Annotated in this window: 23 protein-coding genes and 1 tRNA gene; 12 read left to right on the top strand and 12 right to left on the bottom strand. The window is 65.3% G+C overall.

The genetic code is table 11. From position 1 onward, the window contains the following. Positions 1–146: 146 nt before the first annotated feature. Positions 147–1604, bottom strand: coding sequence for a PLP-dependent aminotransferase family protein (locus tag ACIQT2_RS20430; RefSeq protein ID WP_402950172.1), 1458 nt, complete (start codon positions 1602–1604; stop codon positions 147–149). Between the two features lie 60 nt (positions 1605–1664). On the opposite strand from ACIQT2_RS20430, the gene ACIQT2_RS20425 reads away from it, so the two are divergent. Continuing rightward, entirely contained in the window at positions 1665–2294 is a 630-nt protein-coding gene (locus ACIQT2_RS20425; protein WP_402950169.1) for a YitT family protein, read from the top strand. On the opposite strand, the gene ACIQT2_RS20420 is transcribed toward ACIQT2_RS20425, so the two are convergent. From ACIQT2_RS20420 to ACIQT2_RS20390, 7 genes are all read right to left on the bottom strand, one after another. After that, positions 2295–3227, bottom strand: a complete 933-nt coding sequence (locus tag ACIQT2_RS20420; RefSeq protein WP_402950166.1) for a DNA-formamidopyrimidine glycosylase family protein — start codon at positions 3225–3227, stop codon at positions 2295–2297. It abuts the gene before it with no gap. Beyond that, the gene (locus ACIQT2_RS20415; protein ID WP_402950164.1) at positions 3220–8271 is read right to left on the bottom strand and encodes a DEAD/DEAH box helicase; all 5052 of its coding nucleotides are present in this window, start codon (positions 8269–8271) and stop codon (positions 3220–3222) included. The genes ACIQT2_RS20420 and ACIQT2_RS20415 overlap by 8 nt, the downstream gene beginning before the upstream one ends. A gap of 82 nt (positions 8272–8353) precedes the next feature. Next, on the bottom strand, positions 8354–8992 hold the full coding sequence (locus tag ACIQT2_RS20410; protein ID WP_402950161.1) for a DUF4232 domain-containing protein: 639 nt from the start codon (positions 8990–8992) through the stop codon (positions 8354–8356). 99 nt (positions 8993–9091) lie between these two features. Continuing rightward, positions 9092–9805, bottom strand: a complete 714-nt coding sequence (locus ACIQT2_RS20405) for a YcnI family protein (protein ID WP_402950159.1) — start codon at positions 9803–9805, stop codon at positions 9092–9094. An 85-nt stretch (positions 9806–9890) separates the two neighbouring features. Continuing rightward, entirely contained in the window at positions 9891–10508 is a 618-nt protein-coding gene (locus tag ACIQT2_RS20400; RefSeq protein WP_402950156.1) for a hypothetical protein, read from the bottom strand. A 46-nt stretch (positions 10509–10554) separates the two neighbouring features. After that, a complete protein-coding gene (locus ACIQT2_RS20395; RefSeq protein ID WP_402950153.1) occupies positions 10555–11724 on the bottom strand; it encodes a cation:proton antiporter in 1170 nt (389 codons plus the stop codon). A 55-nt stretch (positions 11725–11779) separates the two neighbouring features. Further along, positions 11780–12349: an SRPBCC family protein gene (locus tag ACIQT2_RS20390; protein WP_402950150.1), complete on the bottom strand. Its 570-nt coding sequence runs from the start codon at positions 12347–12349 to the stop codon at positions 11780–11782. A gap of 205 nt (positions 12350–12554) precedes the next feature. On the opposite strand from ACIQT2_RS20390, the gene ACIQT2_RS20385 reads away from it, so the two are divergent. Together ACIQT2_RS20385 and ACIQT2_RS20380 are read left to right on the top strand one after the other, a co-directional pair. Next, positions 12555–12866, top strand: a complete 312-nt coding sequence (locus tag ACIQT2_RS20385) for an XRE family transcriptional regulator (RefSeq protein WP_402950147.1) — start codon at positions 12555–12557, stop codon at positions 12864–12866. 103 nt (positions 12867–12969) lie between these two features. Beyond that, on the top strand, positions 12970–13380 hold the full coding sequence (locus tag ACIQT2_RS20380) for a peptidoglycan-binding protein (protein WP_402950144.1): 411 nt from the start codon (positions 12970–12972) through the stop codon (positions 13378–13380). 37 nt (positions 13381–13417) lie between these two features. On the opposite strand, the gene ACIQT2_RS20375 is transcribed toward ACIQT2_RS20380, so the two are convergent. Continuing rightward, positions 13418–13972 (bottom strand): NAD(P)H-dependent oxidoreductase, encoded by a 555-nt coding sequence (locus ACIQT2_RS20375; protein ID WP_402950141.1) that lies wholly within the window; start codon positions 13970–13972, stop codon positions 13418–13420. A 495-nt stretch (positions 13973–14467) separates the two neighbouring features. On the opposite strand from ACIQT2_RS20375, the gene ACIQT2_RS20370 reads away from it, so the two are divergent. Beyond that, positions 14468–15466 carry an Lrp/AsnC family transcriptional regulator gene (locus ACIQT2_RS20370; protein ID WP_402950138.1) on the top strand — a complete coding sequence of 333 codons (999 nt, stop codon included), beginning with the start codon at positions 14468–14470 and terminating at the stop codon, positions 15464–15466. A 335-nt stretch (positions 15467–15801) separates the two neighbouring features. Next, positions 15802–16641 carry a TM2 domain-containing protein gene (locus ACIQT2_RS20365; protein ID WP_402950135.1) on the top strand — a complete coding sequence of 280 codons (840 nt, stop codon included), beginning with the start codon at positions 15802–15804 and terminating at the stop codon, positions 16639–16641. 55 nt (positions 16642–16696) lie between these two features. Here ACIQT2_RS20365 and ACIQT2_RS20360 read toward each other — a convergent pair. Next, positions 16697–16786 (bottom strand) — tRNA-Ser (locus ACIQT2_RS20360). Between the two features lie 115 nt (positions 16787–16901). On the opposite strand from ACIQT2_RS20360, the gene ACIQT2_RS20355 reads away from it, so the two are divergent. The 4 genes from ACIQT2_RS20355 to ACIQT2_RS20340 all read left to right on the top strand — a co-directional run bounded on the left by ACIQT2_RS20355 (position 16902) and on the right by ACIQT2_RS20340 (position 20558). Next, positions 16902–17909 carry a zinc-binding alcohol dehydrogenase gene (locus ACIQT2_RS20355; protein ID WP_402950133.1) on the top strand — a complete coding sequence of 336 codons (1008 nt, stop codon included), beginning with the start codon at positions 16902–16904 and terminating at the stop codon, positions 17907–17909. 3 nt (positions 17910–17912) lie between these two features. After that, positions 17913–18311 (top strand): 6-pyruvoyl trahydropterin synthase family protein, encoded by a 399-nt coding sequence (locus ACIQT2_RS20350; RefSeq protein ID WP_402950130.1) that lies wholly within the window; start codon positions 17913–17915, stop codon positions 18309–18311. Position 18312: 1 nt separating this feature from the next. Further along, positions 18313–19311, top strand: coding sequence for a glycosyltransferase family 4 protein (locus ACIQT2_RS20345; protein WP_402950127.1), 999 nt, complete (start codon positions 18313–18315; stop codon positions 19309–19311). A 452-nt stretch (positions 19312–19763) separates the two neighbouring features. Continuing rightward, entirely contained in the window at positions 19764–20558 is a 795-nt protein-coding gene (locus ACIQT2_RS20340; protein ID WP_402950124.1) for a DNA glycosylase AlkZ-like family protein, read from the top strand. An 18-nt stretch (positions 20559–20576) separates the two neighbouring features. On the opposite strand, the gene ACIQT2_RS20335 is transcribed toward ACIQT2_RS20340, so the two are convergent. Continuing rightward, on the bottom strand, positions 20577–20957 hold the full coding sequence (locus tag ACIQT2_RS20335; RefSeq protein WP_400335800.1) for a VOC family protein: 381 nt from the start codon (positions 20955–20957) through the stop codon (positions 20577–20579). Between the two features lie 30 nt (positions 20958–20987). Next, complete coding sequence (locus ACIQT2_RS20330) at positions 20988–21524, bottom strand: nucleoside deaminase (RefSeq protein WP_400335803.1); 537 nt, start codon at positions 21522–21524, stop codon at positions 20988–20990. 22 nt (positions 21525–21546) lie between these two features. On the opposite strand from ACIQT2_RS20330, the gene upp reads away from it, so the two are divergent. The 3 genes from upp to ACIQT2_RS20315 are packed head-to-tail and all read left to right on the top strand — an operon-like array spanning position 21547 to position 23355. After that, positions 21547–22182, top strand: coding sequence for a uracil phosphoribosyltransferase (gene upp / locus ACIQT2_RS20325; RefSeq protein WP_400335806.1), 636 nt, complete (start codon positions 21547–21549; stop codon positions 22180–22182). A 48-nt stretch (positions 22183–22230) separates the two neighbouring features. Continuing rightward, positions 22231–22608 (top strand): VOC family protein, encoded by a 378-nt coding sequence (locus tag ACIQT2_RS20320; RefSeq protein WP_397323818.1) that lies wholly within the window; start codon positions 22231–22233, stop codon positions 22606–22608. A gap of 54 nt (positions 22609–22662) precedes the next feature. Continuing rightward, entirely contained in the window at positions 22663–23355 is a 693-nt protein-coding gene (locus ACIQT2_RS20315) for an HAD-IA family hydrolase (RefSeq protein WP_402950119.1), read from the top strand. Positions 23356–23375: the final 20 nt, after the last annotated feature.

Genomic DNA, 23375 nt, shown 5'->3' with positions numbered 1-23375 from the left:
GAACTCAACGACAGACCCCGCCAACGATTCGACTTCTGCACCCCAAATGAGATGATCAGAACCTTCCTGTTGCGATAACCGCTAGAAACCGCCCGTCGAGAACAACAACTACTGCCAGTCAGATGGGTGGTCAGGCGGCTGGGTGGTCAGGCGACGGCGGCCGCGGCGGGGCGCTCGGACTTGAGGCTCCTCCTGAGCTGGGGTGATGCGTCGATCTTGTCCTGCGCTGCCCGGAGGGCGCGGACTGCCACCTCCAAGGATGCCGGCGGCAAGGTGTAGGGCACGCGCATGTACTGTTCGAACGCGCCGCCCACCCCAAACCGCGGCCCTGCTGCCAAGCGGACACCGAAATCCGGTGCCAGGACCGTCAGGGCCGTGCTGCTCGGACTCGGCAGTCTGCACCATACTGTGAGTCCGCCGCGGGGCCGCTCCACCTCCCACTTGGGAAGATGCTCTGCCAGCAGTTCCATCAAAGCGGACCGGTTCTGCCGGAGTTCAGCCAGCCGGGCGTCCATCGGCTCGGAGTAGGCACCCACCAGGCGGGCGGCCGCCAGTTGCTCCACGATTGGACCGCCCAGGTCCATGGTGGTCCTGGTGGTCACCAGGCGGTTGATGACCGATTCCTCAGCACGGATCCACCCGGTGCGGAGGCCGGCCCAGTGGGACTTGCTCAGTGACCCGATGGAGACCACCGTAGAACTGAAAGATGCCATCGGTGCCGCAGTGACGCCGTCGAGGTTCAACCCCCGCAGCGTCTCATCCACCACCAGGACCGTCCCGGCCAAAGCTGCGGCCCGTGCCAGGCGGCGCCGCTGAAGGTCGGACATGATGCGGCCGGTGGGATTATGGAAGTCCGGGACGAGGTAGGCCATGGCCGGACGTTGCTGGTTCATGGCAGCCACCATGGCATCGATGTCCCATCCCGCCGCGGCTCCGGCGGCCGGCATCGCCACCGGAAGCGGGCGGCACCCGGTGGCCCGGATGGCGTCCAGGGCGTTCGGGTAGGAGGGGTGTTCCACCAGGACTTTGTCCTGTTTCCCTGCCAAGGTCTTCAGGACAATGTTCAGCGCGTGCTGCGCCCCGGACGTCACCAGGATCTGCTGGGCCGTGGTGGGAACGCCCTCGGCCGTGTACCTGTCCGCGATGGCCTGCCGGAGCGCAGGCACTCCAACGGCGTCGTAGCCAAAGCCAGGCAGAAGGGCGGGTAGTTCGGTCAGCGCATCGGCGAAGGCGCGGTGCACCACCTCGCCTGCTGCCGGCAGCGATGCGTAGGCCAGGTCCAGCAGTCCCTCCGGCGCCGCCAGCCCGGGCATGGTCACGGGCGAGCTGCGGTGCGGAATGCAGGTTCTGCCCCGGCTGCCTTGGCCTGCGGTCAGGAAACCCTGCTCCCGCAGGGTGGAGTACGCAGCGGTCACCGTGGTTCTGCTCAGGCCCAGTGTTTGGGCCAACGCCCTCTCGCTCGGCAGTGCGAGGTCCAGCGGGATTCGCCCGTCCATCACCAGTAAACGCACGACGTCGGCCAGCTCCCGGTAGGCGGGCAGGGCGCCGGAGTTCCAAGAGCCGAGGAGGCGGGTGAGCGCGGTGGGATTAAGTGAGCCTGTCACCAGTCCAGTATTTCAAACTGGCTATGGAATACAAGGCCAGTCTTTCGCGATCATGGTTTCATGATGACCCGAAGAATCACCCAACTCCTGATCGGCCTTGCGATGTATGGCATTTCCCTTGCCATGTTCATCCGCGCCGGACTCGGCCTGGACCCGTGGGACGTGTTCCACCAAGGTGTGTCCCAGAAGACCGGCTTCAGCATTGGGATCGTGGTTATCGCCGTCAGTTTCCTGGTGCTGCTTCTCTGGATTCCGCTGCGGCAGATGCCCGGCATCGGAACACTCGCGAACGCCGTGCTGGTGGGTTTGTTTGCCGATCTGGGCCTTTGGCTGATTCCCGCGTTCTCGCACCTCGGTGGCCAGATCGCCCTGCTGGCCGGGGCCGTGATCCTCAACGGTATTGCTTCCGCCTGCTACATCGGAGCCCGGCTGGGCCCGGGTGCGCGCGACGGCCTGATGACCGGGTTGGTGCGGCGGACGGGTTGGTCCGTTCGACTGGTCCGCACGGGGATCGAGGTTGTGGTCCTGGCGGTGGGGTGGCTGTTGGGTGGATCCGTGGGCGTGGGAACCGTGGTCTACGCGTTGGCGATTGGGCCGATCGTGCAGATATTGCTGCCCAGGTTCATCGTGCCGGAGAGGCCTGCGACGACGGCACCCACCGGGGAAACGCAACCCACCCTGGCGGCATAGCTACCTTCCGTAACGGGGCCGGGCAGCCCGTCCTGAAGCGCGTTGCCCGGAGATTGCGTTGCGGGACGGTCCGGCTGGTCCCGTCTCAGTTCCTTCCGCACCACGTGGCGCTGGCTGGCACTGTGGACAGAAATAGATGTCCCTTTCCTCGGTGCCGTCCGGTGCCGCAAGCAAGCCGTGCTGGATGGGCGTCGCGCACCGTCGGCACGGTTGGCGGGTCCGGCCATAGACCCAGTAGCCGGGCCGCATGGCGCGCGGGCCGAGGGTGGACCTGCGGCCGGGACCGAGGTTCTCTCCCAGGAGCCGTCTCGCATCGCGGACGATCTTCGCCAGATCCGGGACTTGGCCCACCGGCAGGGCAGGGTGAACGCCGGACAGGAAACAGGAATCGCAGCGGTAGATGTTCCCGATCCCGGCGAGGTTCCGCTGATTCAGCAGGGCGTAGCCGATGGGAACATCCGGCTCAGCCTGGAGCCGCCGCAAGGCCTCGGCTTCATCCCAGTCCGGCCCAAGGAGGTCCGGTCCAAGATGGCCTACGATCTTGTCTTCTTCGCCGGTAGGCACAACCTCGAGGATGCCCAGCGAGAATCCCACGGCATCGGCCACCGCTGTCCGCAGCACGCAACGCGCTGTGTGCCCGGGCCTGGTCCACCGGCCGCCAGGTGCGTAGACCATCCACGAACCCTCCATCTTCAAATGTGAATGGATGGTGAGGGCGCGTGGTTTCCGACTGGCCCCAGGTTCCGTATCCTCCGGACCCACCAGGCGCATCAGCAAATGTTTCCCGCGCGGCACAACCTCCGTCATGGTCCAGCCGGCAAGGTTCAGCGTGGCGAAGCGCGGCACGCGGAAATCCGAGGCCGTCACCACCTGGCCGGCAAGGGCTTGGTGGAGCTTATCGGCGGCGCGCCAGACGGAATCTCCCTCAGGCACGGATCCGCAGTCCCTTCGGCGTCGAGTAGGCGCCGGCCGCGGCGAGGGCGGCGGCGATAGGTGTTTCCAGGAGGTCGTGCCCGTTGACCTTCTCCATGAACAGCTTGTCCACGGCGCCTCGACGAACCACGCCCACCAGAGCCTCGGCAGCTACGGTGAGGGCGGAGTCGTCGTGGCTGAAGGTGAGCAGCGTTTTACCGCCGCGTTCGACGTAAAGGACCAACGCGCCGTCGACCATCACCACCAATGCCCCTGCCTTCCGTCCCGGCCGATGTCCCGAGCCGGCCTCGCCGGCCACCGTCGGCCAGGGAAGGGCGGCTCCATAGGGATTCGCAGGGTCGGTTGCCGCGAGGGCCAGCGCCGTCGGGTCTGGCTGGGCGATGCGGGCGTCCTCGGTGAAGGAGCGCAGCCGGTCAACGGTGGCGGGCACTGCGAACTGGGCTGCGCCGAGATGCTCAATAAAATACCCGCGGCGGCAGCGCCCGGCTTCCTCCAGCCGCGCGAGCACCTTGTACATGAGACCGAAGCCGCCCAGGATGTTCTCCGCCATCACCGAACCCCGCGTCACCACCCCGTAGCGGTCCAGGAGAAGCTCGGCGGTGCCGCGGGCGTGGATGGTTGGATCCAATTCCGGCAGGGGAAGGGCGGACCAGCGTCCGACGGCGAGTGGCGGCGTGGGCGCCTGGGCTGCCACTGATCCATAGCGGCCGCCGCTCAGCCCGGGTGATCCAAGGAGGCCCGCGCCGTGGCGGCCGAGTCGGCTCATGCGCGGCGCCCTGGCCCGGGGCGCCTTGGCCACTTGGCGATGGGCCGTCCGCCCGCCGGCGATCATGGCGCGCACCGGGGCAAAGGTGTCTCCGGTAACCCGTCCGGCCCAGACGAGGTCCCACAGGGCGGAAACCACGGCGTCGTCGCTCAGAACGGCATCCATGCCACCGGCAACCTCCGTGAGCTGCCGGAAGAAGTAGCCGCCGCCCGCACCCAGGTAGTCCATCAGGCGTTGCTGCGCGTCGCCGGGTTCAAACTCCGGCGACGGGTTGAGGGTGAGCTCGGCGGAATCGGCAACGTGCAGGCTGATCCAGCCGTCGTTGCCGGGCAGGGATCCGGCGCCGGACCACAAGAGTTCACCGGCTGCCATGAGTTCGTCCAGCATGGCGGGCTTGTAGTCGGCCACACGGCTGGCGAGGACCAGCGGCTCCCACGCCGAGGCTGGAACGGGGACACCTGACAATTGGTCCACGGCGGTGATGATGCCGTCCAGCCCGCGGAGTGCTTGGCTGCGTGACTTGCCGGGCGCCGTGACGTTTTGCCACGCAGGAAGGAAACGCCCGTAGGCCGCGGCATCGACGGGTTCCACTTCTGCCCTGAGCGCCGCCAGGGACCGTCGCCGGAGTTTCCGAAGGACTTCGGAATCGCACCATTCGCTGGACGGGGGAGCCTCGAGGCTGATGACGTCAGGATCAGGTGCTTGCGTTTCGGGCGCTGTGGCGTGCGGACGGAATTCGCCTTCCACCACGCGGCCATCGGCGGCGAGCCGTTTCAGCGCGGTATTGACCACCGCAACCCCGAGGCCCAGCCGCGTTGCTGCCTCGGACGCCGTGAACGGCCCGTGCGTGCGTGCATACCGGGAAACGAGGTCGCCCAAGGGATCGTTCACCGGTTCGATGAACGCCAGCGGCACACCCATCGGCAGGGGCACCCCGATGGCGTCGCGCAGCCGGGCAGCGTCCTCCACCGCAGCAAAACGTTCGACGCCGCCAATGGTCACCTTGAGTGCGCGGTTGGCTTTCTGGAGTGCCTGGAGATGGGATCCGGCCTCGGCGGTGGTTGCGGAGGCGGGCACGTCCTGGTCAATGGAGGGCTGGTCCGTGGCGTGCTCCGGCGAGGTGAGTGCGGCCCCCTCAGTGGCAGGTGCTGCCCCGGCGGCCGGAGTCTGTTCGGACCCAGGCGCCACGGCCTGCAAACGCTCAGCCACTTCATCCACGGCAAGGGGGCCAAGCAACCGCAGCAGGTCCGCCACGCCTTCCATCCCCTTGACGCGGCGGTCAGGGACCAGCCGTTGCAGTTCGCGTTCCGTGGTGTCGATGACCTTGGCGTCCAGGAGTTCGCGCAGTTCCACGCGTCCCAGGAGCTCGTTGAGGAGCGTGGAATCCAGGGCAAGCGCTGCGGCCCGGCGCTCGGCAAGGGGCGAATCGCCTTCGTAGAGGAACTGGGCCACATAACCGAACAACAAGGACTTGGCGAAGGGGGAGGGCTGCTGCGTGGTGGTCTGGACGATCCGGAGTTCGCGGCGCTCAACGGACGCGGCGATGTCCTTCAACGCAGGAAGGTCGTAGACATCCTGCAGGCATTCCCGCACCGTTTCGAGGACGATGGGGAACGCAGGGTACTTCTTGGCCACGTCCAGCAACTGCGCCGAGCGTTGGCGTTGCTGCCAGAGTGGTTGGCGTTTGGTGGGGTTCTGCCGCGGCAGCAGCAAGGCCCGGGCAGCGCATTCGCGGAAACGGGAGGCGAACAGGGCGCTGCCGCCAACCTCTGCGGTAACGATCTGTTCGAGCTCTTCGGGGTCGAAGAGGAAAAGTTCCGCGCCGGGCGGTTCGTCTTCCATCATGGGGACGCGAAGGACGATGCCATCGTCCGCCGCCATGGCCGAGCCGTCCAGGCCATAGCGTTGCTGGAGGCGCTGGCCCACCGCGAGGGCCCAGGGCGCGTGGACCGGCATGCCGAAGGGACTGTGCAGGACCACCCGCCAGTCGCCGAGTTCATCATGGAAGCGTTCCACCACCAGGGTGCGGTCGCTCGGGACGACTTCCGTGGCCTGTTTCTGCTCGTCCAGGTATTGGATCAGGTTGTTGGCCGCGAAGGCATCCAAACCGCTGGCCTGGCACCGTTCCATGGCCGGAGCAGGGTCGGCGGCGGAGAGCTCCCTGATGAAAGCACCGAGTGCCCGGCCAAGGTCCACGGGGCGGCCCAGCGAGTCGCCTTTCCAGAAGGGAAGTTTCCCGGGCTGGCCGAAGGCGGGGGAGACCAGCACGCGGTCGTGGGTGATGTCTTCGATTTTCCAGCTGGTGGCGCCCAGCGCGAAGATGTCTCCTACGCGGGACTCGTAGACCATTTCCTCATCGAGTTCGCCTACCCGACGGCCTCCCTTGGCGGCGCGCGCCGAAGAGCTGGGACCATCGCCGTCGCCGCCGCCCGAAGAGCCCGTTCCCTCGACCTCTGTACCGATGATGTAGACGCCGAACAGCCCCCTGTCCGGGATGGTTCCGCCGGAGGTGACGGCCAGGCGCTGGGAGCCGGGCCGTCCTTCGATGGTTCCGGCATGCCTGTCCCACACGATGCGTGGCCGGAGCTCGGCGAATTCATCCGAAGGGTACCTGCCGGCCAGGAGATCCAACGTGGCCTCGAACGCCGAGCGCGGCAGGCTGGCAAAGGGTGCTGACCGGCGGACCGTGCTGAACCACTCTTCGACGTCGATGCTGCCCAGCGCCGTGGCTGCCACGGTCTGTTGCGCCAGGATGTCCAAGGGATTGGTGGGTATGCTGAGCCGCTCAATCTGGCCGCTGAGCATGCGCTCCACGGTGACGCTGGTGTGCAGCAGGTCCGCCCGGTGCTTCGGGAAGAGGACGCCTTCGGAGATCTCACCCACCTGGTGTCCCGCACGGCCTACGCGCTGCAGGCCGCTGGCCACGGACGGCGGCGACTCCACCTGGATAACCAAATCCACGGCGCCCATGTCGATGCCCAGTTCAAGCGAGGACGTAGCAACCACGCAGCGCAGCCTGCCGGATTTCAGGTCATCTTCGATCAGGGCGCGCTGGTCCTTGGACACGGAGCCGTGATGTGCCCTTGCCAGGACGGGATCGGCGCCGCTGGTGCTTCCGGCTTGGGCCATCATGTGTGCCGGCGTAGCCGTGGACGTGGGGGACTTCGCGGAGTCTCCGCCCGGCGATGCGACGGCGGACGCCGCGGAACCCGGCGCGGTGTCCCACTGGCCCGAACCGCCCTGCCCGGGAGACTCGTCCCAGGCGGATCCAGCCTCGGCCATCAACTGCCGCTCGGCGTAGATCTCGTTGAGCCGGGCGGTCAGGCGCTCGGCGAGGCGACGGGAATTGGCGAACACGATGGTGGATTGCTTGGAAAGGACGAGATCCACGATCTGTTCCTCCACGTGCGGCCAAATGGAGGCCTGTGGCTGCAGCCCTGATGCGGGGCCCGAGTCGAACGCCCCGGAAGCACCCTGCAGGTCCGACATGTCCTCCACAGGTACGGTGACGGTGAGGTTCCAGTTCTTCTTGGACGGCGGAGCCACGATCTCGACGGGAGCCTGGCCGGCCAGGAACTGTGCAACGAGTTCACGGGGCTGCACCGTTGCCGAAAGCCCGATGCGCTGGGCCGGCTTGGGCAGCAGAGCGTCGAGCCGCTCCAAAGACACTGCGAGGTGGGTGCCACGCTTGGTGCCGGCCACAGCGTGGACCTCGTCGATGATGATGGTGTCCACTTCGCTCAACGTTTCCCGGGCACGGGACGTCAGCATGAGGAACAGGGACTCCGGGGTGGTGATGAGGATGTCCGGCGGGTTGGTCAACAGCGTGCGGCGATCCGCCGCCGTCGTATCCCCGGAGCGGACGCCCACCGTCACGAGGGGAGCCGGCAGCCCCAAACGCTTGGCGGTTTGCGTGATGCCGATCAGCGGCGAGCGGAGGTTGCGTTCCACGTCCACGCCCAGTGCCTTCAGGGGCGAGATATACAGGACGCGCGTCTTGGTTTTTGGCTTCCTGGGCCGCTTGCCCGCGGGGACCTCTTCCAAGCCGGGCAGAGTGTCCGTGGGTGTTGAATGCAGACGGTCCAAAGCCCACAGGAAGGCTGCGAGCGTTTTGCCCGAGCCGGTGGGAGCCACCACCAAGGCATGGGAACCGGAAGAGATTGCGTTCCATGCGCCATCTTGGGCAGGCGTGGGCTCGCTGAATGCGCCGAGGAACCATTCCCTGGTTGCCTGGCTGAAACGGCTGATGGCGCCGGAAGACGCCTGCTGCTTCTGCATTCCTCCATCATGCCCCACGGCACGGACAGAATAAGGTCCGGCAGAAGAAGCGCCAGATCATGCCCGGGCCGTGGGGCGGAGCTCAGACTGCCTGGAAAGCGGTGATGCTCAGGAGCTTGATGCCCGCGTTGCTGCAGGCATCGTGCGGTTCGGCGACGAACAGGGAGGCCGTATCTTCCGGCGGGTAGATCCGGTAGCCGGCCGCCGCAACCTTGGTGCAGTCGCCGTAGTTCCCGGCCTGGGTGTAACGGAGTTCGGCCCACGCCGCCTTGCCAGGTGCCAGCTCGATCTTGGTGACGGGGGTGGTTGTCTCACGCGTTGCGGGTTCGCCGATCGGTGCCCCGTTGGCGTCGGCCGTCAGGGAAACTCCGGCGAAGCCTTCAAGCGTGCAGGTGGCAGAACCGGAGTTGGTCAGGATCAGCTTCTCGTAGATGCTGCCCGCTGCGCCGCCACCCGTTGAGTCCGTGGTCGCCGTGAGGGAGGCCGCCTTGCACAACCCCGGACCTGCGGGAGCCGCGGATGTCGCGGAACCCGACGGCGAGGAGCTCGCGGAAGCGGAGGCCGAGGCGCTGGCCGAGGAGGATGCCGACGGCGAAGATGATGTAGGCGGGGCGCTGCTGCTCCCTGCAGGGCTGGGGCTGGGTCCACAGGCGGCAATAAGCAGCAGTGACGCGGCCGCCGTCGTCGTTAGAAGTCCGGTTTTGATGCGCTGAGTCCACATGGGCACCAGCCTTGCCGCGGCCGTGGCACGAGTCAATCGAGCCACGGCCGGGGCGGCGGATTGGCGCCCGGATCGTAATCTTTCAGGGCGCCTGGCCAGTTACTTGCTCGCCTTGGAGCGGCGGAAGAACGATGCCGCGCCCAGGACCAGGCCTGCGATACCGGCCAGCATGCCGGCCCAGCTGCGGGCCGTGGAGTCATCGTCGGTCACGGAGGATGCTTGCTCCGTGGACACCGTGGCAGCGGCGTGGTGATCGCCCGACGCGTCAGCGGCGGTGATGGCAACCGACGGGGCCGGCGACTTCAGGTCGTGCTCGTTCTGTCCATCCTTGGGAATTTCCGACCAGTCCGTCTGACCCTGCTCGCATGTCTGCAGCGTGGGGAAGTAGATGGTCTTGCCGGCAGCGTCCGGCAGCTTGACGGAAAGGACCAAAGCGTCGCGCAGGTGGGGATCCAGGGGCGTCTTGGCCGTGTAAACGATCTGGCTGGTCCGCTTGGTGATGGACGTGCCGTCGTCGAGCTTCCTGGGCTCGGCAAGCGTTTCAGTCACCTTCTCCACCGTCCAGTTGGGGTTGACCGTGGGCTGGGCATCGGTCAGTTCCTGGGGGAGGTTGATGGTGACCTTGGTGGTGGGGGACGTGTCGCAGCCGTGCGGGATGCCGAACGTCACCAGCGCGTACGAGTTGGCGGCGGTCTTGTCCGGCGTGGCGCCAACATGGGCGGACGCGCCGGCGAGTCCGGCCATCATCAAGGCGGCGGTGCCACCGGCCACGGCGGTAGCGGACAGGGTACGGCGGAGGGTGGAGTTTTTCATGGGATGGCCTTTCAGGGTGCGCCTGGAGACGGCGCGGGGTACGGGTTTGGGGCCCGTCACCATGGAAGGCTGGTGCCGGGCGGAACTAAGGACGGACGACGGCGGCCGGCGGGCCGCGGCGGCTGTCTTGCCTGAGGTTCCGCCAGGGGCGGGGGATGAAAACGTCAGGTGCACCGACGGCGACAGGCGTGGCACCGGCGTCGGGCTTGAAAAGCAACGACGGCAGGGTGACCAGCGGACGCAGCCACGCGGCCAGTTGCCACAACGCGTCTTCGCCCTTGGCGAGTACGGCCGCTGAAGCAACCGTTGCCATCACGTGCGCAATGAACATCAGGGCGCCGGCCGTGGTGCCAAGCTCGTGCAGGTGGGTGGCCGGATCCACGATGGGCGCCAGGCTCTCTGTCCCGGGGTGATGGCCCCCCGCAGGTGCTGCCGCGTCAATCGGAGCCAAAGAAGTGAAAGCCTGGTGCAACACCAACTGGCTTGCGCCCAGAAGCGCCGTCATGGCCGCGACATTCAGCTTGAAACGGGTTGCGAGTGTTGCCGCGAGCCCGGTCAGCGCGATCAGTGCCGCGAGTACCGGAGCCGTGGGGAGCACCCCGCCGCCAAGTACGTGCGCTCCCGCCGCCAGCAGGACGACCACCACGGAAAGTGCGCCGGACCGAAGGGCATGGAAGGGCGACCGGGGCTGCGAAGTGCGCACGTAGTCCTCCCTTTGTTCGCCGGCCGGGTTGGCAACGGCTTTGATTCTATCGGGACTTCGTTGCCGTGCCGCCCTTGGATGGCTTCCTGGCCGACTCAGAGGCGACCGCCCGGGGACCGGCCGCGGCACTGGCGGCAATGGTGATGAGTGCTCCGAGGATCATGGCCGCGCCTTCGCCCGGTTGCAGGAGGTGCAGTTGCGAACCGATGGTCGCCGCTGCCACCGGGACGCCCAGTTGTGATGCCGAGAGGACTGCCAAGGGGAAGGGCTGCCCGAGCAGCCGCGCTGCGGAGTGGACAATGAGCGTGCCTGCCCCGAGGCAGTCGCCCAAGAGAATCATCTGGGGGTTGCTGCCGAGGTCGTTCACGTTCAGTGAGGCCCCAAGCCAGACGAAGAAGACCGGCCCAAGGAAGCCGTCGCTGACTGCGAACAGTTGATGGGCCAGGCGCCGCGGTTCGCCCACTGCCGCCACTGCCAGGCCGAACGAGAATCCCGCCAGCATCACCGACACGTGGCCCAGTACGGCCAAACCGGCCAAGGCGAACAACAAGGCCAACTGGATCCGCAGTTCCAGGGCGAACTTCCGGTCCTCCGAAACGTCGTGCAGGCGCCCGCGCGTGCCGCTGCGCTCGAAGGCGCGGAGTACGAAGAACAGCGCCACGGCGCAGGCCGCCACCGCTGCCGCCCCCAACGCCGCACGCCCGGCATTGGGCGGATCGACGGCGAGTGGCAGCGCCACGATGCAGGCAATATCGGCAATGGCCACCTGCGCCGTCATGGTCAGGACCTTTGGACCGCCGAGTTTCAACGAGTCCACGATCGGGAGCACCAGGGCTGCGGAGGAAGAGGCCAGCAGCACGATATACAGCGGCGCATGGCCCGTCCCGAATATGGCGGCTATACCGATCCCTGCGGCGACCGCCAAAGCAGCTGCCACTCCAGCCCTGGCTGCGCCACTGCCCAGCGCTGCCCGGATGGCCTTGTCACGGATGGGGACGTGCGTGCCGGCCACAAACATGATCAATGCGAAGCCAACGTCGGCCAGCAGCGTGAACGTGGGGTCGGCCGGATCCACGAGTTTCAGACCTGTGCGGCCTATCAGGATTCCTGCCAGGAGCTGGCCAAGGACCACCGGCAAGTGCCACTTCCTGGGCAACGCCAACAGTGGCCCCAGAAGGGCCACGGCCGAGACCAGGGAGAGCTGAAGGAACGTCACCGGCTTTGGGTGCCTACGGGTTTGAGCGGAACGTCTGTGTTCGCATCCGGCAAGGTCAGCGTCCCTCCTGTTTGGGACTGCGGGTGAAAGTAGGTCCCGGCGGCGCCGGCACCCTGGCCGGGTCAGTGGTGGAACGACGACGGCGGAGCTCAAGTCCCAGGCTTTCCTCACCTCGCGCCATGGCCCAGTGGTGGTTGGCCGAGAAGGCCGGTTTGAGGAGCCAGCTCAATCTGCGCAAGAGGGGCTTCGCAGTGCTGACCCGCCAGTCATAGGTGATGACAACCTCCGGGCCGTCCGTCTCGAAGGTCCAACGGCCAGTTCCGTTGAGGTCGCCCTTGGCCGTGAGTGCGAAGCCGTGCAGGGTCACCGGCTCGGTGACCGTCAGCCTCCAACGCAGCGTGTAGGGCAGCCAACCCTTGGTATGGAGGTCGAAGGAGTTGCCGATGCCATCAGGGCTTCCTGTGCTCACCGGCGTGACCTCGAGGTAGACAGCCGGCCACCACTGTTTCAGGGTGCCCGCGTCTCCCAGGACATCCACGACTTCCTGCAGCGTTCCCGCCACGCGCCACACAGTGACGAACTCGTAGTCGGTGCTCTTGCCTGTCCTGCTGGTTGACCCGGCCATTGTTGCCTCCACCGTCCGTGCGGCTCCGAGGGTGTCCTTGTGGCATCCGTGAATAATGTACCGCCGGGCGGTGCTGGGAGTTAGATGCTGAAGCGCGGACGCGGCGATGTCGAGCCGAGATCCATCCTAAAAGTCTAGGGTTGTAAAAGTTATGGGTTTTGAATAGGCTGGCTGGTTTTGCTGAAGAACACTTAGGAGGAAGTCGTTGAGCCCCAGAACTCTCAAAGAGCAGCTCGAAGCACGCCCCGTGGATGCTGCACGAGTAAACGAACTTGCCGAGGAGATGCGGCGTGAAGTTCGCGCCTATCGGCTTGCCGAAATCAGGACTCGCCTGCAGGTTTCCCAGGTTGCTTTGGCGCGGGAAGCCCACATTAGTCAGAATCGCGTCTCGCAGATTGAGCGAGGCAACATCGAACATACGCAAATCGACACGCTGCGCAAGTACATCGAAGCCCTCGGTGGAACAGTCGAAGTAACCGCGCGTTTTGGATCCGAACGGTTCGACCTCGTGTCGTGACGCCGTTTTGAGGCCTACCTGAGTTGGGTAGGCCTCCCCATGCCCTCCGCGGGTGGCGCTGGGTTAGCATGGAGCCGAAATTCTCCATCGAAAGGATTTACCCATGCGGAAAACAACCCGACGCATCACGTTGGCGCTCACGTCTGTGGCGGCCAGCCTTGTCCTCGGCGGCACGCTGAGCGTCGCTGCTCCCGCACCGGCCGAGGCCGCGGGACGTTGCGTTGACTACAACTACAGTTACGGCGGGTACTCCAGCTGTGTCGGCAACATCCAGACCCTGCTGAACGCCTTCCGTACGCGGATTGGCTCTCCGTATGGGACCCTCTCCGTGGACAACTCCTACGGCCCGGCCACCCGCAACGCTGTTATCGGATTCCAGCGCTATTGGGGTCTCCAGGCCGACGGCATTGTTGGCCCGCGGACGTGGAACATTCTGTGCGCGCCGCAGATGGGACCCGGCCCGATCAGTTGGTACCCGTACTCCGCCGCGCGTGCATCGGGCTGCAACATCTAGCCCCTTCCACCTGTAAGATCCAGCGTCCCGGCGAAAGTCAGGCGAACGGCGCACCGCTGGTCGCGACGAGCATGCCATACTCCTTGGCGTCCAAGAGAAGGTGTTCATCCGACGGGTTGAGCATCATGCCGTAGACAGCGTGAACACCCTGATAGTCGAATTGGCAGAACTCCAGTGTTTGACGTACCGGGGCGAGGTACTCCTCGAGGCTCCTTCGGGCAACCCCTTCAGCGGTGTAAGTATCCAAGGTGCTGCCGACCGAAACAGCCAGCCAAGCCTTCTTGCCGTGCAACTGGGAGGCGGAGCCGTCCAGGGTAAAGGCGAAACCGTAGGTCAGCACGGCATCGAACCATGCCTTGACCAGCGGGGTAACGCTGTACCAGCACAACGGGAACTGCAGAATCACGGTGTCGTGCTCGCGAAGCAACTGCTGCTCGTGCGCGACATCGATGCTGAACTCCGGGTAGGCACGATACAGATCGTGGACGGTGACACTTTCCAAGTTTCCGATCTCGGTGAGTCGGGCAGCGTTGGCACGGGAATCCGCGAGGTTCGGGTGGGCAACAATGATCAGGGTTCGATGAGAGGTCAAAGCATTTCCGTTTCCAAGCCGAATGAGTAACTACATGGACAGCTAAGTCGGCCAGCGGTCCTGAGCGCTTTCTCTGGCGCCAGATTGACGGCTTTGTTCCACCGACGGCAGCCGGGATGGTGGATTATCACGCGCGCCGACGGTTCCGACCAAGCACGATCGTTTGTTCCTCAGGCCGTTTGCGCTTTGCTTGAAACGAGTGCGCTGGGTGCGTTTTGGCCCGGAGAGATACTGCGGTGGACGTCGATGAACGCCCGCGAAGCTTTGCTACACTGCTGGGGACTCAGCAGGTGGTTCCAGCGGATGCACCCGGCGCCGAGCGCGTCTGGGTACCCACCGGGGCCGCCGGTCAGGCCGTTTGGCACTGGCTTTTCAATTCGCGGGAACACCAAATCCAGTGAGGTGCTCCCAACTCGGGATCCTAGGAAAACGGTGTCGCGTACAGTGCTGAGGGTTTCTGGCCGTAGCTGGTCAGGTGGCCGTACTTTTGAGTCAATGGCGTCCAGTGTCGACGAGTTGGACCTTCGTATTGTTCACGCCCTGCGGATAGACGGCCGTGTGCCGTTCAGTCGCATTGCTGAGGTTTTGGACGTCTCCACACAGACCGTTGCCCGTCGTTTCCGGCGGCTGAGCAGGGAAGTCTCCCTCCGCGTCGTTGGCGTCGTGAATCCGCAGAGGTCGTCACGCGAGAAGTGGATTCTTAGACTCTCTACCCGTCCGAACAGCGCTCAAAATGTGGCCGAAAACCTCGCCCGGCGCGGCGACACGATGTGGGTGCGACGTATGTCCGGGGGACAAGAAATTTGTCTTGTGACTGTCGCGAGTACCGACGAGCACCAGGCTCTGCTGTTCCGCGACATCCCACGAACGTCCAGCATCACCGACGTATCGGCGCACCGCTTGCTGCACACCTATCTTGGTGGTCCCACTGCATGGCAGGGTCACAGGACTGCGCTAACGAGCCGGCAGCAGGAGCACCTGGCCCAAGAATCTGACGCGTTGGGTAGCGTCGATAAATCAGGGGAAGTCCTTGCGCCGGACGTGGCGGACTGGGAGATCCTGCTCGGATTACAGCGAAACGGACGAATGAGCTTCGCGGATCTGGCCGCCGAGACCGGCCTGTCGGTGTCGACTGTGATGCGGCGAATCGATGCCCTGCGGTTGGGCGGCATTCTCTCCTTTGACGTCGAGATCGGAGCCGAGGTGTACGGCATCACTACGCAAGCTCTGCTCTGGATGTCGGTGGCTCCCGCTCACTTGAACCAGGTAGCAAGAACTCTCATGCGGCAGAACGAGATAGCCTTTCTGGCCTCCACCACGGGCACAAGCAATCTGGTGGCCCTGGCTCTGTGCAGAACCCCGAATGACCTGCACGAGTACTTGGCAAACGGACTGAGCTCTCTGGACATAATCCATACTGTCGAGACGAGCCCTGTCCAAGAGACCTTGAAAACCTGCAGCCCCATGCTGCGCGCTTTTCCGGGGCAGCGGTAACTCCTTTTCAGTTGAGCGCGAGGCCATCACGGCTTGGGCGGGTGAGTTTTCCACAGCTCACGGAAAGTGGTTTCGCGCTTCGATGGAACTCCCGGCAGATTGTTAGCGACACACAATCCCCGCTTTGGCGCATCTCGTTATGCGTCGAAAGGAATTCCATGAGCCACGATCAGCCAAAGCCCACTCCGCCGCCGGGCTACCAGCCGCCCCCGGATTACCAGCAACCGCCTGGCTACCAGCCCCCGGGCGGCTACCAGCCCCCGCCCGCGTACCAGGGCGGCGGACAGCCCTTTCAGGCACCTCCGGGATTTGAGCCAAACATTCAGCCTCCGGCCGTGTCTGACAAGACGTTCCTCGTGACGTGGCTCCTTTCCCTCTTCCTGGGCGGGCTCGGGGCGGACCGCTTCTATCTCGGAAAGATCGGCACTGGTATCGCCAAGTTGCTGACTCTCGGGGGCTTGGGTATCTGGGCTCTCGTGGACCTCGCCTTCACGCTGCTCAACCTGCAGACTGACAAGGAGGGGCGCAAGCTGGCGGCATATGACCAGCACAAACTTGTCGCCCTCATCGTTTCGGTGGTGCTGGTGGCCGGTGGCCTCTTTGCCGGTGTGGCCCGGACTGCCTCAGCGTTAGCGGATGCCATGGATCCTCCCACTGTTTCTGAAGAGCGCGAACCGCTCGCCAAACCTCTTCCCACCACCTCCAGCGCTCCCAAGACCAAGACCAATAGCCGCGGCAACCTTGAAATGGCTCTAGGTGATGTGGGGACACTCAATGACCGCGGCGGAAAGGGCGCAGTCCAGGTCAAGTTCATTGTCAACAGCATCAAGCCCGTGACCTGTACCAGGCCGTATGCCAGAGCCGCAGAGAACGGCAAACTCCTGGCCGTGGACATCAGCGCTGAAACTACGCCGGAGTTGGCCAACGCTGTGATTCCAAGGTTCGACCTGAGCGGCTACGACTTCAAGTTCATCGGTAAGGATGGCAAGACCTTCAACGGTTCCCTGAGCGGACCTGCAACCTATTCGTGCCTTGACGATTCCGAGACGTTTCCCATCTCCGGGATGGGTCCGGGGGAGAAAGCGGACGGCGTGGTGATCATTGATGTGCCCGCGTCATCGGGAACCCTCATCCTCAAGCCGGCCCTTTCCGGCGGGTTTGAGTACAAGTTCTAGCCAAAGCGAAAGGCCCCGGTTCCCTTCAAACAAAGGGAACCGGGGCCTTTCCATGTGGCGGTGACGGTGGGATTTGAACCCACGTTGGCTTTTACACCAAACAACATTTCGAGTGTTGCACCTTCGGCCGCTCGGACACGTCACCAACTGAAATAGGGTACCGGAGGTGGGCGCCGTTCCCCAAAACGGGGCCGCAAGAGTGCCGCAGGACACAGGCCAACTTCCGTCCGGGGCACCCCGGCGATAGATTCATAAGTATCATGACTATCTCCGAAGAGCGCACAGCCCCAAACGAGGCCACAGCCTACTGGGTCACCAGGTCCGGATACGGTGAGCTGCGTCCGGAAACGCTGCCAACGCCGCATGAGGACGAGGCCCTGGTACGGACCCTCTACTCAGGGGTCAGCCGCGGTACGGAGCGCGTGGTCCATGAGGGACGTGTCCCAAAAAGAGTGGCTGAACGCATGCACGCCCCGCACCAAGAGGGCGATTTCCCGGGGCCGGTGAAGTACGGCTATTTGAACGTCGGCGTCGTGGAAGCGGGGCCACAGGAGTGGCTGGGCAAGACCGTGTTCAGCCTGCACCCGCACCAGGACTACTACGTGGTCCCTATCAGCCAGCTCACGGCCGTGCCCACGGAGGTGCCCGCCCGTCGAGCGGTCCTGACCGGCATCGTGGAGGTGGCCGTCAACGCACTGTGGGAAGCCGGGCCGCGCCTGGGCGACCGGGTCGCCGTCGTCGGTGGTGGCCTGGTGGGCGGCGCCTTGGCGACGCTCCTGCGGAAGTACCCGCTGGGTCGACTGCAGTTGGTGGACGCCGACCCGGCCAAGCAAGAGCTTGCTCAGACACTTGGTATCGACTTCGCAGAACCGCACGAAGCCAAGAACGACTGCGACATCGTCTTTCACTGCTCCGCTACCGACGCCGGCCTCAAGCTCAGCCTCCAGCTTGCCGGGGACGATTCCGACGTCATTGAGCTTTCCTGGTTCGCGGACAAGGAAGTCACCCTGCCGCTCGGCGAGGATTTCCATGCCCGCCGGCTCACCATCCGTTCCAGCCAAGTGGGCGAGGTGGCCATGCCTCGCCGCCACAGGCGCACCACCGCACAGCGACTGGAAACTGCGGTGGCTGCGCTGGAGGATCCACTGTTCGACACGTTCCTGACGAGTGAGTGCGTGTTCCGGAACCTGCCCGGCACGCTTGCAGATTTGTTGGAAAAGCCGGGTGGCTTTTGCCACGTGGTCGCCTATCCGAAGCCGGAGGAGTAAGACATGTTCAGCCTGACCGTCCGACGCCATTTCATGATCGCCCACAGCCTTCCCCGGGAAGCGTTCGGACCCGCGCAGGGCCTGCACGGGGCAACGTTCGTTGCCGAAGTCTCGTTCCGGCGCTCCAAGCTCAATGACGACGCCATTGTCTTGGACATCGGCGCTGCCGGGAGCATCCTCGATGACGTCCTGGCGGACTTGAATTACAAGAACCTGGACGAACACCCCGCTTTCACGGGCAAACTGTCCACCACGGAGGCCCTTGCCCAACACATCGCCGGGGCCGTGGCAGCCCGGATCACCGAAACCGCCGACGGCCGGGCGCTTGCCGGGATCGACGTAGTCCTCCGCGAGAACCCGGACGCGTGGGCGGGCTTCTCGCTGGAGCTCCCGGGCGACTGATGTGGACATCCGGCTCATCGTTCCCGGGAACGTACGCCACGGCTCGGGCGGCAACAAGTACAACGCCAAGCTCGCCGAGCACTTGGAGGCCCTGGGCGCCGCCGTCGAGACGGTGACGGTCGACGGCGGCTGGCCAGTGGGCAGCCCGGCGGACAGGCAGCGTTTCGCGGACGCGCTCGACGGCGGCACAACGGTAATTGCCGACGGCCTGGTAGCGAGCGGAGCGCCGGATGAGGTGGCCGCCGCTGTCGGTAACGGCACCAGGGTGTGGATCCTGTCCCATATGGCCCTCGCGGAGCATCCGACTCTTGAGGGGAAGGCGTTGGCCGCGGCTACCGGCGTGATCTGCCCCAGCAATCATGCTGCAGGAGAGCTGCGGGCCAGGCACGGCCGCTCTGGGACAGTTGTAGCGCGGCCCGGGGCCGAGACTGCCGGGGAAGCGAACGGGTCAGAGCCCCCGCATCTTGTTGCTGTCGCCGCCCTGTTACCCAACAAACAGCAGACCCTGATCGTGGAAGCGCTGGCCAGCCTCCAGGACCTGTCATGGACGGCCGCGCTGATCGGTTCGCACGACGCGGACCCGGCGTATGCCGCCGAGGTGGCCGCCGCCGTCGAACGTCACGGGCTCGAAGGCCGTCTTGCGGTCACCGGCGAGCTCACCGGGACACCCCTTGAGCGCCAATGGCTCGCGGCCGATTTGAGCCTCCTCGCCTCCACGTCCGAGTCGTTCGGGATGGTGGTGGTCGAGTCCCTGGCACACGGCGTGCCTGCGTTGGTGAAAGAGGGGACCGGGGCGGTGGAAGCACTGGGCAGCAGCGGCGCCGGGCAAGCCGTAAAGATCGCCGGCCCAGGAGACCTCGCCAAGGCCATCCGTGCCTGGCTCACTGACAAGTCGCTGAGGACCGAGTGGCGCCAGGTCGCCATGATGTCCCGCCACACGCTCCCCGGATGGGATGCCACGGCCCGAACAGTCCTGGATGCCCTCACCGCGGGCGCCTGAATAACAAGAAACCGTGGTCCACAATGGGGCCATGACACCCACTGTGCCCGCCGCAGCCACGCTCATCCCTGAACGGCTCCGCGCCTGGGCCTGGCACGCACAGGGCCTCGATGGATCCCTGCGAGGCAAGACCTCCGAGGAAGTCCTGGACCAGGCGGGCTGGGCCCGTTCGGTGGGCGGCGCCAATCCCTATCTGGGCCTGTTCGCCCGTGCCGGCATCACCAGGGAACAAGCTGATCGGGACGTTGCGGCCCTCAGGATCCACGAACTGCCCGTAGCCCGCGGCTGCACCTACGTCTTGGGCCAAAACGACTATGGCTGGGGCCTGCAGGTGGGCCGGGATGCTGCGTTGGCCTCGTTCAAGGTTCTTGCGCGACTCGGTGTTGAGCGTGGCGAAATCGCCCTCCTGGAAGACGAAGTGGAGCACGTCCTCAAGGAATCCAGCGCCCCCCATGGATCCCAAGCAGCTCAAGGACGAACTCGGCGATTCAGTCCGCAGCCTCGGCGACGAAGGCAAAAAGAAGGGAGCCTCCACCACACTGCCCACGGCCCTGGGTCTCCTCCAGGCCGACGGCCGTATCCGCCGCGTTCCCGTCAACGGCCGCCTTGACCAGCAGCGCTACGCCTACACTGCCTGGAGTCTGCCGCCCAGCGGAATGGACGACGACGGCGCCCGCCGCCTGCTGCTCGAGCGGTACTTGGGCTGGACTGGCGGAGCGACGCTGAAGCAGAGCCAGTGGTTTACGGCCTTCACGGTGGCACAAACCAAGGCTGCTTTGGCCGCCGTCGGCGCTGTGGAGGTGACCACGGCGGCCGGGGACGTGCTGTGGATGCTGCCCGCCGACGTCGAACGTTTGGCTGCTTTCGAGGAGCCACGCGAACAGCAGATCCACCTGCTCGCAGGCACCGACTCACTGGTCCTCCACAGGCGCAACTCGGCAGACCTGTTCGCCGACCAGGACAAAGGCAAGAAAGTGCTGGACACCACCCTGGCCCTCCAGGCCGACCTGCCGGACCATCCCATCCTGGACAGGGGGAGGACCATCGGGCTCTGGCAGTATGACCCGGGCAAGGAACGCATTGCGGTATGGACGTTCGAGCCGCCCACGCCTGCGGTGAGCCAGCGGATCGCCGAAGTGGAAGCGTGGATCCGGGACGAACTGGGTGATTTCAGGTCCTTCAGCCTGGATTCGCCGGCTTCGCGCCAGGTCCGGATCGACGCGTTGGACGCTGCTGCCGGACGCTGAAGCCTGCGGGTCGCAACGTCAGCCTGAGCCGTAGGGACGGGTGATCGCCTCCAAAAGGTGCCCATCCGGATCGCGGAAGTAGATGCCGCGGCCGCCGTCGTTGTGGTTGATCTGGTGCGCGCGCGTCCGGGAAGGGTCCGCCCAATAGTCAACGTGCTCGGCCGTGATCCGCAGGAAGATCTGGTCAAATTCCTTCTCAGAGACCAAGAAGGCGTAGTGCTGGGGCGAAACCTTGCCCTCAGCGCCAAGGAAGTCCAAGGTCACGCCGTTCTCCAGGGCAACCGTGACGAAGGACCACATGGTCTGCGGCTTGGGCAGTCCAAAGATGCGGGCCAGGAATTCCGCGGACCGGTGCTTGTCCGTGGCGTAGACGATGGTGTGGTTGAAGGTCACGGTCATGGCTTGCTCCCTTAGGATGCGGCAAACAACTCAGGCGGGGGAGCGGTGCTCCACTGCCGGTACGCGGTGCGCCGCGAAGAAGTCCTTCAACAGCACAGCGCATTCGTCCTCCCGCACGCCCGCGTAGACCTCAACCCAGTGGTTGAGGCGGCGCTCGCGGAGGATATCGAACACGGAGCCCACGGCCCCGGCTTTCTCGTCCCACGCTCCAAACACGACGCGCGGGATCCGGGCCAGGACGATCGCCCCGGCACACATGGCACACGGTTCAAGGGTGACAACCAGCGTGCAGTCTTCCAGGCGCCACCCGTCGCCGCCCTCACCCAACTCGAGCGCGTGCCGTTGCAGGGCCGCAGCCGCCTGGCGGATGGCGACAATCTCCGCGTGCGCGGTCGGGTCGCCGTGCGCCTCCCGTTCGTTGCGGCCGGAACCCAGCACACCGCCGTCGGGCCCTAAAACGACCGCACCAATCGGCACGTCGTCCGTTTCCAACGCCAGCCGTGCCTCATCCAGGGCAAGGCCCATCCAGGCAGTGTGTTCTGCGTGATACGGCTCGGTAGCGCTCATATCTCAATGATAGTTTTGGGGGATGCGCACACTCGTCGTGGACCACCCGCTGGTCGCTCACAAGCTCACCGTACTGCGGGACAAGAACACCCCTTCACCGGTCTTCCGGCAACTTACCGAAGAACTCGTCACCCTGCTGGCCTACGAGGCCACCCGCGAGGTCAAGACCCAGCCCGTCGAAATCGAGACGCCGGTCACCAAGACCATCGGCACGGCCTTCACCAAGCCCACCCCGCTGGTGGTTCCCATCCTCCGCGCCGGGCTCGGCATGCTCGAGGGCATGACCAAGCTGGTCCCCACAGCCGAGGTCGGATTCCTGGGCATGGCCCGTGACGAGGAAACCCTGGACATCATCACCTACGCCGAGCGCCTGCCGGAGGACCTTACAGGCCGTCAGGTCTTCGTCCTGGACCCCATGCTTGCCACCGGCGGCACCCTGCGCGAGGCCATCAAGTTCCTCTTCAAGCGCGGAGCCTCGGACGTCACGTGCATCTGCCTGCTGGCCGCCCCCGAGGGCCTGTCCAAGCTGGAAGAGGAACTCGCGGACAAGAACGTGAAGATCGTCCTCGCTTCGATCGACGAGAAACTCAACGAGAAGTCGTACATCGTCCCGGGCCTGGGCGACGCGGGCGACCGCTTGTACGGCATCGCGGGCTAACCGCGCCACCCCTACCGCTTTCCACCGTGCCCCGTTAGCCTGTGGCGCATGGACTGGAAACTTGAATTGGTGTTTGTCCCTGTGTCCGACGTGGATCGTGCGAAGGATTTCTACGTCAACAAGGTCGGTTTCAACGCCGACTTCGATGAGCGTCCCATGGACGGCATCCGCTTTGTCCAACTCACTCCGCCCGGCTCGGCCTGCTCCATCGCCATCGGGGAGGGCCTGTCCGATGCCCCTCCGGGGACCGCGCCCTCCCTCCAAATCGTGGTCAGCGACATCAACAAGGCACACGAACACCTCAAGTCCAACGGCGTCGACGTCAGCGATATCGACATCCAGGACTGGGGCCACTTTGTGTACTTCGCCGACCCTGACGGCAATAAATGGGCGATTCAGTACATCCCGCACCGTCAGGACGGCTAGTCACTGTCCCAACGGACAGGTCACCAAACACGCACTGTGCGGCAGGATGGAAACATGACCCTTCCTGCCGCACAGTCCCTGCCTACCCAGCCCCAGGCGCTCACGGTCCGCGCCGTCCTCTTCGACATGGACGGCACCTTGGTGGATTCCACGGCAATTGTCGAGCAAGTGTGGCTTGAGTTCGCTGAACGCTATGGCCTGGACTACGACGAAATCCTGCGGACCTCCCACGGCGTCCAAGCCGGTGACACGGTCCGCCGGTACGCCCCGGCGGGCGCCGACGTCGTTGCCCTCACTGCCGAGCTGGGCGAGATGGAACGCAACCGTACCGACGGCATCATCGCGCTGCCCGGCGCCGAAGCGCTGCTCCAAGCACTCCCGGACGACGCCATCGCCCTGGTCACCTCCGCGGACCGCATCCTCGCGGACATCCGCATGCAGGCTGCCGGACTCACCATGCCAACGACGGCGGTCACCGCCGAGAAGGTCACGCGCGGCAAACCACACCCGGAGGGATACCTCAAAGCCGCCGCGCTGCTCGGCGCGGAACCGGCCGACGTCGTGGTTTTCGAAGACGCACCGGCAGGCATTGCTGCCGCCCGCGCAGCCGGCATGCGCACCGTCGTGGTGGGCGACGCCGGCGGTGAGCTGGAACCCGGCATGTGGCGGATTCCCAACTACTCCGCGGTGACGGTCAAGGCCGTCAAGCACGACGACGGCGGCCACCTCATCACCCTCACGCTCTAGCCCTGTTCGCTGGGGCAGCG

Source organism: Paenarthrobacter sp. NPDC090522 (genome assembly GCF_044769225.1).
GTDB lineage: Bacteria > Actinomycetota > Actinomycetes > Actinomycetales > Micrococcaceae > Arthrobacter.
Note: the sequence above shows the minus strand (reverse complement) of the source record. Positions and strands in the feature narration are given on the sequence as shown.